Raw genomic sequence first — 9764 nt, forward strand, 5'->3', positions numbered from 1 at the left:
TTGCTGCCGCCCCCGAGGGGGCGCGCCGGCCGATCGCCCCGCACCCCGCCGCCGGCCTCGATACGCGTCCTCGCGCGGCCGCTCGGGCGCTACTCGACCAACGAACTCAGTACGGCAGGGGCGGTACGCGCTGCCAGTGCGGCTTGTGCTCGTAGACGTAGCGGTAGTAGTCGGCGAGCGTGAGAGCGGATGCCGCCTCCTCGTCGATCACGATCGTCGCGTGCGGGTGGTGCTGCAGGATCGAGGCCGGGACCAGGCTGGAGACCGGGCCTTCGATCGCGGCGGCCACGGCATCCGCTTTCTTTGCACCCTGCGCGACCAGCAGTACGTGCCGTGCCGCCATGATCGTGCCGAGGCCCTGGGTGACGCAGTGGCTCGGCACCTCGTCGAGTGAGGCGAAGAAGCGGGCGTTGTCGTCACGGGTCTGCGGCGCGAGCGTCTTGATGCGCGTGCGCGAGGCGAAGGAGGAGGTCGGCTCGTTGAAGCCGATGTGTCCGTTCGATCCGATTCCGAGAATTTGCAGGTCGATCCCACCTGCCTCGACAATGTCGGCCTCGTACCGGTCGCAGGCCGCCTCGATGTCCGCAGCGCGACCGTCTGGCACTTGCACGAGCGAGGCATTCATGCGCAGTGGCTCGACCACCTCGGTGCGGATCACAGTGGCATAGCTCTGTTCGTGATCGAGCGGGATGCCGACGTACTCATCCAGCGCGAAGGCCCGTGCCTGACCGAAGTCGATCAGGCCGAGCTCGACGCCGCGCGCCAACTCGGCGTAAATGCCCAGCGGCGATGATCCGGTGGCGAGCCCGAGAACCGCCGACGGATCGCGGGAGACGAGGGAGGCAATGTGAGCAGCTGCAGTGCGCCCGACCTCAGCCGAGGTGGGCAGGATGATGATCTCCATAGACCTACAACGCTAGAGGCTGAGCGTGCTGGCGCCGGACGCCCCGGAAAATGCGCCGAGCACGGCACGAAATATCTTTCTCGAAAACTTTTTCTCTTTCGTGGAAATAATTAGCGTGGAAGATAGTTACATGTGATGAGCGCCGCACGAGAAGGTGAATGACACCGCCCGATGCGCACTCCTGATAGTCGAAAGACGAGAGGAGATGGGATTGATGCCCACCATGCCCGTTGCCGGAATTCTCCGCGGAACCACCCCGAGCCCCGCCGACATCGTCGTGCGGAACGCCAAGATCTTCACCGGAGATCCCCTCCACCCGCAGGCCACCGCCGTGGCGATCACTGGCGGCACCATCACAGCGATCGGTGACGACGCCGAGATCATCGGATCGGTAGGATCCGACACCACGATCGTGGACGCACAGAACCGTCGCGTCATCCCGGGCCTGAACGATTCACACCTGCACGTGATCCGCGGCGGTCTGAACTACGTGCTCGAGCTGCGCTGGGACGGCGTGCCCACCCTCAAGCTCGCCATGCAGATGCTCCGCGAGCAGGCCGCTCGCACGCCCAAGGGCCAGTGGGTGCGCGTGGTCGGAGGCTTCACCAAGGAGCAGTTCGCCGAGAAGCGTCTCCCCACGCTCTCCGAACTGAACGAAGCCGCGCCAGACACCCCGGTCTTCATCCTCAATCTGTACCAATCCGCGCTCCTCAACCGCGCCGCCGTGACGGCTGCCGGGTACACCAAAGACTCGCCCGACTTCCGCGGCGGGCAGATCGTGCGGGGACGCGGTGGCGAGCCGACCGGACTCCTGCTCGCCGCCCCGAGCGCCCTGGTGCTCTACTCGACTCTGGCCAAGGCGCCCATGCTCGATCAGACCCACCAGAAGGACTCGACGCGTCACTACCTGCGCGAGCTCAACCGCTTCGGACTCACCTCCGCCATCGACGCGGCCGGCGGATTCCAGAACTTCCCCGACAACTACAGCACCGTGATGGACTTGGCCAACGAGGGCAAGCTGTCGCTGCGCATCGCGTACCACCTGTTCCCGCAGGTGGCCGGTCAGGAGGTCGACGACCTCCGCCGATGGGTCGAGACGGTAAAGCCGGGCGATGGCGATGAGTACCTGCGCCTGAACGGCGCTGGCGAGAACCTCACCTGGGCCGCGGGAGACTTCGAGAACTTCACCGAGCCCCGCCCCGAACTGGCCGCCGATTACGAGGTCGAGTTCGAGAAGGCCGTTCGCCTCATGATGGAGAACGGATGGGGCTTCCGCCTCCACGCGACGTACAACGAGACCATCGAGCGCGACCTCGCCGTGTTCGAAAAACTGGCGGCCGAAGGGCTCTTCCCCGCGGGCAACCGGTGGATCTTCGATCACGCCGAGACGATCTCGGGATCGAGCCTCGACCGCGTGGCCGCGTTGAACGGCGCCATCGCCATCCAGAACCGGATGTCGTTCCAGGGTGAGTCGTTCATCCAGCGATATGGAGCCGGTCGTGCCGCAGATGCACCGCCCATCCGTTCGATGCTGGATCACGGCCTCGTGGTCGGAGCCGGAACTGATGCGACCCGCGTCTCGTCGTACAACCCGTGGGTCGCGCTGCACTGGCTGGTCACCGGACGCACGGTCGGAAACACGCTGCTGTATCCGCCGGAGAACCGTGTGAGCCGCGAACAGGCGATCGAGATGTTCACCGTCGCTGGAGCGAAGCTCACCGGCGAAGAGAGCGTGAAGGGCGTGCTGCGTCCGGGCTACTTGGGCGACCTCAGCATCCTGAGCGACGACTTCTTCGCGGTGGACGAGGCCGACATCCCGCACATCGAATCACTGCTGACAATCGTCGGCGGACGGATCGTATACGCCGCCGGAGATTACGAGGGCCAAGACGAAGAGCTGCCGAATGTGCAGCCTGAGTGGAGCCCCGTCTCCCACTTCGGCGGATACCAGAAGACGTCGAAGCCCTCCACGGCAGGAGGCCGCCAGGCCGACCTCTTGGCTCAGGCCGCCGCCGAATCCGAGTTGCAGCGCCAGTGGCGGGCCGCTCGCGCGGACGCCGATGTGCCCGTGATCTCCGGCGACACCTTCGAAACCCACTCCCACTGATTTTCCGGGAAACCGGTCACATCTCGAGTGCCGCGCCCGCGGCATCCGATAGCGCTTGCCCGTTCCTCGTGAATGAGCGCCCGCAAGAAAACAAGAAACAAGGAAAAGAAAAATGACTGAATTCAGCATCGACGCCGTAACACCGACCCCGAGCAAGGACCTCATCACGCCAGACAACAGCGTGTTCCTGTTCGTGGATCACCAGCCGCAGATGTTCTTCGGCGTCGGCAGCGGCGACCGCCAGAGCATCATCAACGCGACCGTGGGTCTCGCGAAGTCCGCCAAGGCGTTCAACGTTCCGACCGTTCTGACCACCGTGGCGGCAGAGTCCTTCTCCGGACACATTATGCCGGAGCTCGCTCAGGTCTTTCCCGACAACCAGATCATCGACCGCACCACGATGAACGCCTGGGAGGACTCGGCTGTCGTCGAGGCCATCAAGGCGAGCGGCCGCAAGAAGATCGTCATTGCCGGTCTCTGGACCGAGGTGTGCCTTGTTCTGCCGGTGCTCTCCGCACTGGAACAGGGCTACGAGGTGTTCGTGGTCGCTGACGCGTCGGGCGGAGTGACCCCGGAGGCACACACCTTCGCGATCGACCGCATGGTCGCCGCCGGTGCCGTTCCCGTGACCTGGATTCAGGTTCTGCTCGAACTGCAGCGCGACTGGGCACGTGGTGAGACCTACGTCGCCACCACGGACATCGTCAAGGCTCACGGTGGGGCATACGGCCTCGGCCTGCACTACGCCGGTGACTTCATCGGTGGCAACGCCGGCTAATTCCTCGGTGCATTAGCCGAGTAATCCGCCGAAAGAAAAATAGGAGAAGAGGCCGGATCGTGGACATTGCGACTCTGCTTATCCGCGTCATAGTGGGAGCACTTCTAGCAGGCCATGGCGTCCAAAAGCTCAGTCACCGCCTCGGCGGCACGGGGCTCTCGGGAAGCACGGCCGAGTTTGCGAGGGACGGATTCCGCGGTGGAATCGTGACGGCTCTCGCCGCCGGCGTCGCCCAGACCGTGTCTGGCCTCTTCCTCCTTTTCGGTGCACTCACCCCGCTCGCGGCAATAAGCATGGGTCCTGGGCGTTTCTCCCTGGACCACACCATGGGGATCGATGCGCTTCCCCTCTGGGTCGGCGCGACCGCTTCACTGCTCGGCCTGCTAGGCGGACTCGGGGTCCGCCTGCTGCTGCACACCGACTCCGGGGCACCCTCTCGGCACGGCAAGGAGTAAGCACATGATGACCGAGACGACTGAAAAGCGAGCCGGATCGTTCGCGATCGTCGCCGCGACCTTCGCGCTTTTGACCACGGGCGGGACACTGCCCATCCCGCTCTACGGGCTGTGGGCGACCGCGCTGCACTTCGACACCCAGACGACCACCTGGATATTCGCCACCTACGTCGGGGGCACGCTCCTCGCCCTCGTCCTGATGGGTGGGCTCTCCGATCAGATCGGCCGCCGCCCGCTGATCATCGGCGCCATCGCGCTCACACTCGCGTCGACCATCCTGTTTCTCATCGGGTCGAGCGTTCCGCTGCTGCTCACCGCGCGCTTTCTGAGCGGATTCGGCGTGGGCCTCATCACCTCCGCCGCCACCGCCGCGCTGGCTGAACTGTATCGAGGAGGCAACCCTGCCATCCCCTCGATGGTCTCGACTGCCGCGAACATGGGAGGCCTCGGGCTTGGCCCACTCCTTGCCGGGATCTTCGCTCAGTACCTCGTCTTACCGACCGTGCTCATCTTCGTCGTCTTTCTGGTGCTCACGGTCGTCGCGGCGGTTCTCATCTACCGGGTTCCCGAATCACATCCGCGTGACGCGACACGGCCCATCCGCCTCACGCCACGCATCGGTGTTCCCCGGTCGGCGGTGGCGACCTACTGGCGGTCGGCGCTCGCGGTGTTCCCCACCTTCACCCTGCTCGGCCTCTTCTCCAGCCTCACGCCGCGGTTCATCGAAGACACTCTGCACATCGATAACCGGGCGATCGTCGGACTCGCGACCTTCGTGCTGTTCGAGATCGGAGTGGCGGCGCAACTCGTCTTCCGAACCCGGGATGCCCGCTGGGCGATCCTCCGCGGTCTTCCGCTGGTCTTCGCCTCCCTCGCCCTGGTTCTGGCCGGCCTGCTGGCCGCCAACGCCGTGCTCTTCGCGGCCGGGACTGTCGTCGGCGGAGTGGGTGCCGGGCTCACCTTCATGGGCGGGCTGCGTCAACTCGGCGACGCCGTACCTCACGACAATCACGCCGAGACCGTGGCCGCGTATTTCGTCGCTGCACAGTCCGGCCTCGCAGTCCCCGTGCTCGCCATCGGCGCCCTCAGCGGTGCATTGTCGCTCTCCACCGCGACCGTCGTAGTGACGGTCTTCGTCATGGTCGTGGCGGTAGCAGCGTGGCTATTCAATCGACGTTCGCCGAAGCGAACAGTGCAGCCGGGCGGTACGGCATCCCGTTCTACTACGCTGGAAAGATAGTTTCTCGCAAGAGAAGCACACGAAGGAGACGACTATGGACGACGAGCGTATGGACGACGAGCGTATGGACGACTACGAGCGTCCGGCGAGCCGTGTGGACCTGCAGCGAGTATCGCTGTGGACCGAGATCAGCGAGGGTTTCCAGTCCACCACCCGTCTTCTCAATCGCGCGGTGACCGAGGCCTTCACCCTGGATGCCGGCGAGGCCAACGTGCTCCTGCTCCTGTTCCGCAGCGAGGAGGGTCGACTTGCCATGACCCACCTCGCGAACGAGATCGGATTCTCCAGCGGCGGTCTGACCAAGCTCGGCGCGCGGCTCGCCGAGCGCGGACTGGTCGAACGGGCCTCAGACAGCAAAGACCGTCGGATCGTCTACCTGCAGCTCACCGACGATGGCCGAACGATCGGCAACGACCTGTGCTGCCTCATCTCGAGCGTCGTGCAATCGACCTGGGAAGACGTGCTGACCGACGAGCAGATCGCGGGCCTCGCCTCGGCAATGACGGTGCTTCGCAAGCGGGACCCCAAAGCGCTACTTGAGCGATAGATCATCCGCGCCCCCGGTTAGAAGATCACCACGAAACGACGCACCGGGCTGGATGAACCGACTGCCGTGTCAGCCGTCGGCACGAAGGTTGCCTTCACCGAGTACGTCCCGCGGCCCTTCCTCGGCAGCTCGTAGCTGACCTTTCCAGGAGATCCTGCGGCGACCGCGATCTCGGTGACCGTCTTTCCGTTCAGCGTGATCACGACCTTGCCGGCCGGCAGAGTCGCGGCACCCGAGCTGACCTTGACGGTCGCCGTGGTGCGCTGCCAGGAGAACAGCACCGACTTGCTCAGGCTCAGCTCTGTTGCGGTGCTGAACTTCACGGTGACCGGAGCCGAGGTGGCGGTGCCCGGCGGCAGCTTCCCCTTCGTCGCGGTGACCACGGCGGTCAGAGCCTTGCCCTGGTCTGACGCGGCGATCCTGTACTTCGCACTCGTCGCGCCCGTGATCGCGACTCCGTTCGCCTGCCACTGGTAGGCGTAGTGCAGTCCCTTCACGTCCCACACCCCGGGGCTCGCCGTGAGGCGGGAGCCGACGATGGGAGTTCCGAAGATGGTCGGCGGACTGGTGTTGACCGGGGTGCCGGGCTTCACATCCTCCTTCGTGGTGACATCGATCGCCGTGAAGGCTCCCGTGTCGCCGTAGTCGACCAGGCCGAGGTAGCTCGAGAACGGCTTCAACCCCGCCCATGACGCGGTGTACTTCACCGGCACCCCCTGCGTGCCGGCGAGCACCGGCGGCGTCAGAGTGAGCGGCGCTCCCCCGTCGGCCACGGCGTAGGTGCGCAAGTCGAAGGCCGTCGGGGTGGGAACGGCGAAGACATCCACCGTGGCGACATAGGTACCTGCGGTCGGGGCGAGGATGTCGACCCGTTCGTCCGCTGATCCGGTCGCCGACTGCCAGCCCTCGACCGGAGTGCCAGCATCGTCGAGGCGGACGACCGAGAGATCGAGGTCATCCCCGTTCTCCACCGTGTCGAGGTCGAACCGGGCGAACTTCGCTTCGGCGGGCACAGTCACGGTGTAGCCGAAGCTGTCGCCCTCGGCACTCGACCCCGAGTGACCGGGGGAAGCGCCCGCGGCGTCCGGCTGCAGCGTTCCGGCGGTGAGGCCGGTGGTGCTGAGCGGGATGTCGCCGTCGCCACCAGGAGTGACCGACACGTCGACCGAACCGTAGGTGCCGGTGCCGCTGGCCGAGGCTGGCGCCACGATCGTGACCGGCTGCACCGCGATGGGGCTCCGAACGCTCGTCGATCCGCTGGTCCACGTCAGCGACCCGGTAGCGTACTCGTCCAGCGGCGCGGTGGTGCGGGAGAACGCCACCGTGAAGCTCTTCGACTGACCGGCTGCGTCGAAGCTGAGCGTGGACGGGGTGATTGTGACATCGACCCCGGGGACCGTGGCCTTCGCCGTGAAGGTTCCGGCCTGGGTGGAAGTGACCGTGCGGGTCACCGTCTGCGAGCCGGTGAGCGAACCGATGCCGATGGAGGCGAGGTTCAGGTCGCTGGCGTCGATGGGCTCGGCTCCGACGTCGTAGCCGATGCCCTGGATGTACGAATACCAGTCATTGAGATCGTTGAGGTACAGCAGACCCGGAGTGAAGTACTTCGTCGGGTCGACGTGACCGGCGCCCTGTGTGAAGGGATCGGTGACGGCGCTGCCGTCGTCGGCCTTCGTGTCGTAGGCGGTGGTCATCATCGCCGACTTGATCTCGGCTGGCGTCGCGTTCGGGTGCACCCCGAGGTAGAGAAGGCCGAGCCCGGAGATATGCGGCGCGGCCATGGAGGTTCCGGAGAGGAACTGGAACGTCGGGTCACCGCCCTCGGCGTTCGCACCGTCGGCGATGATCGCCACGCCCGGCGCCGTGATGTCGGGCTTCAGGATGTCGCTGCCGTCGGCGAGCACGGGGCCCCGGGAGGAGAACCCGGCCACGACCGGAGTCGGCGGAGTGTCGCCCGCGGTGTTGTCCGGCGTGAAGGTTGCCGTCGCGCCCTCGGTCGCCGCGTAAGCGAGGATCGCGTCGTGGTACTTCGCGTCGAGGTGGATGGTCGGTACCGTGTGCGGGTCGAGGTCGGTGGAGCCAGGAACCACGTTCACCAGGATCATGCCGATGCCACCCGCGCGCTTGACCTCTGCGGACTTCGCCACCCGGTCGTTGACGCCGCGCTCACAGACGACGATCTTGCCCGAGGCCTTGGCCGGATCGAGCGAGCCGGTGACACAGAGATTCGGCGTGGCAGCCCCGGCGAGCGCGACGCTCGTCGCGCTGACCAGAGAGCCGGTGAGCGGGGTTGCGCCCGGCGTGCGGTCGACGGTGACGGATGCCCCGCCGTACTTCTTGCCATCGCCCAGCGTGACCGTCGCCTCGTAGGTGGGAATGGTGCTCGCTGCGACCGTGGTCTCCCACGGCGCTGCGTTGTCGAGGGTCGAGGCCGTCGGGCCGGAGTTGCCGGCCGAGGCCGAGACGAAGATGCCGGCCGCGGCAGCGCCGAGGAAGGCCTGGTCGGTCGGGGACACCGTGGTCGTCGCCGCGCCCCCACCGATCGAGTAGTTGATCACGTCGACGCCGTCGGCAACGGCCTGGTCGATGGCTGCCACCAGGTCGGAGGTCGCGCAGCCGTCGTCATCCTGCGATGCGGGGTCGGGGCCTGACCAGCAGACCTTGTAGACGGCGATCTTCGCTGCCGGAGCGACGCCGGTGATGGTGCCGTAGTCGACTCCATCGATGGCGGCCGGCACACGCGCGTCACCGGCCGCGGTGCTCGCGGTGTGCGATCCGTGTCCGTCGCCGTCACGCGGTGAGGGGTACTCGCCCTGCGCGACGCTGCCGATCTTGCTGGCACCGAAGCCGTCGAGGTAGTAGCGGGCGCTGATGATCTTGGTGCTGCAGTCCGCGGCGGTGAACTGCACGCCGGTCTGGCAGGCACCGGTGAAGGTATTGCCGTCCGCCTTGACGAACGTCGTGGTGGTGCCGTTGAGATACGGGTCGGCGCCGGCGGTCGTGCCGAGGGGCTCACCGGCGAAGGAGGGGTTCTCGGGGGCGATGCCGGTGTCGATGTCGCCGAGCACGATGCCCTTGCCAGCCTTGTCGAGGCCGCCGATCTTGTCCCAGACGCCGTTGTCGCCGTCGAGACCGAGGTAGCTGGTCGACGGGGTGGCGGTGACGTGCTTGATCTCGTCGGGAGCGAGCGACGCGACCTGCTTGTTCGCCGACAGTGCCGCGAGTTGCTTCGCCGACAGCGTCGCCGAGAAGCCGTTGAGAGCCAGCGTGTATGACTGTTTGATGGTCACGCCCGCGGCGGCAGCGACATCCTTCTGCTGCTGCGCGAGGTAGTCACCGTAGCTCTGCACCGCCTTCGAGCGGGCGTTGAGCTGCTTGCCCGGGTTCGGCTTCGTCGCCGTGTACCCGTTCACGCCGCCCTGGTAGGTGGCCACGGCGGGATCCGCGAGCGTCACGATGTACCGCCCGGGTGTGAACGTGGTCTGGTGCTGACCGGCGAGCGATGTCGGCACCGCTGCCGAAGCGCTGAGCGTGCCGCCGGTGAGCACGGTCGCGGCAACAAGGCCCGCTACGGCTATCGACGAAAATGCTGTTCTGAGGCGTGATGTGTCACGGGCGGTTCGAATGCTCACAGAGTAATCCCTCGTCGTCGAAACGGATGACTGCCGCAGTCGAATTTGCCGCGTGGTGTCACCCTAGCAGCGGTTCTACCCCCATTTGAGGGTCGAATATT

At 66.0% G+C, this 9764-nt stretch carries 7 protein-coding genes; 5 read left to right on the forward strand and 2 right to left on the reverse strand.

Going from position 1 to position 9764, the window contains the following annotated elements:
* Positions 1 to 106: 106 nt before the first annotated feature.
* Complete coding sequence (gene nagB, locus IV501_RS11705; RefSeq protein WP_200556519.1) at positions 107 to 904, reverse strand: glucosamine-6-phosphate deaminase; 798 nt, start codon at positions 902 to 904, stop codon at positions 107 to 109.
* A 214-nt stretch (positions 905 to 1118) separates the two neighbouring features.
* Between nagB and IV501_RS11710 the strand changes: the two genes are divergently transcribed.
* The 5 genes from IV501_RS11710 (at position 1119) to IV501_RS11730 (ending at position 6031) form a co-directional block, all read left to right on the forward strand.
* Positions 1119 to 3011 carry an amidohydrolase gene (locus IV501_RS11710; protein ID WP_200556520.1) on the forward strand — a complete coding sequence of 631 codons (1893 nt, stop codon included), beginning with the start codon at positions 1119 to 1121 and terminating at the stop codon, positions 3009 to 3011.
* Between the two features lie 112 nt (positions 3012 to 3123).
* Entirely contained in the window at positions 3124 to 3789 is a 666-nt protein-coding gene (locus tag IV501_RS11715) for a hydrolase (RefSeq protein ID WP_200556521.1), read from the forward strand.
* Between the two features lie 59 nt (positions 3790 to 3848).
* Positions 3849 to 4244 (forward strand): DoxX family protein, encoded by a 396-nt coding sequence (locus IV501_RS11720; protein ID WP_200556522.1) that lies wholly within the window; start codon positions 3849 to 3851, stop codon positions 4242 to 4244.
* A 4-nt stretch (positions 4245 to 4248) separates the two neighbouring features.
* Entirely contained in the window at positions 4249 to 5484 is a 1236-nt protein-coding gene (locus tag IV501_RS11725) for an MFS transporter (protein WP_200556523.1), read from the forward strand.
* 34 nt (positions 5485 to 5518) lie between these two features.
* Positions 5519 to 6031, forward strand: a complete 513-nt coding sequence (locus IV501_RS11730; RefSeq protein WP_200556524.1) for a MarR family winged helix-turn-helix transcriptional regulator — start codon at positions 5519 to 5521, stop codon at positions 6029 to 6031.
* Positions 6032 to 6048: 17 nt separating this feature from the next.
* Here the strand turns inward: IV501_RS11730 and IV501_RS11735 are convergent, their stop codons facing one another.
* On the reverse strand, positions 6049 to 9663 hold the full coding sequence (locus IV501_RS11735) for a S8 family peptidase (RefSeq protein WP_307812268.1): 3615 nt from the start codon (positions 9661 to 9663) through the stop codon (positions 6049 to 6051).
* Between the last annotated feature and the right edge of the window lie 101 nt (positions 9664 to 9764).

The organism is Lacisediminihabitans changchengi, assembly GCF_016634425.1.
Taxonomy (GTDB): Bacteria; Actinomycetota; Actinomycetes; order Actinomycetales; family Microbacteriaceae; genus Lacisediminihabitans; species Lacisediminihabitans changchengi.

What these genes read in the sequence shown, in the direction of transcription:
- IV501_RS11730 (WP_200556524.1), top strand. Translation starts at nt 5,519, where the DNA reads ATGGACGACGAGCGTATGGACGACGAGCGTATGGACGACTACGAGCGT.
- IV501_RS11715 (WP_200556521.1), top strand. Translation starts at nt 3,124, where the DNA reads ATGACTGAATTCAGCATCGACGCCGTAACACCGACCCCGAGCAAGGAC.
- nagB (WP_200556519.1), bottom strand. Translation starts at nt 904, where the DNA reads ATGGAGATCATCATCCTGCCCACCTCGGCTGAGGTCGGGCGCACTGCA.
- IV501_RS11725 (WP_200556523.1), top strand. Translation starts at nt 4,249, where the DNA reads ATGATGACCGAGACGACTGAAAAGCGAGCCGGATCGTTCGCGATCGTC.
- IV501_RS11710 (WP_200556520.1), top strand. Translation starts at nt 1,119, where the DNA reads ATGCCCACCATGCCCGTTGCCGGAATTCTCCGCGGAACCACCCCGAGC.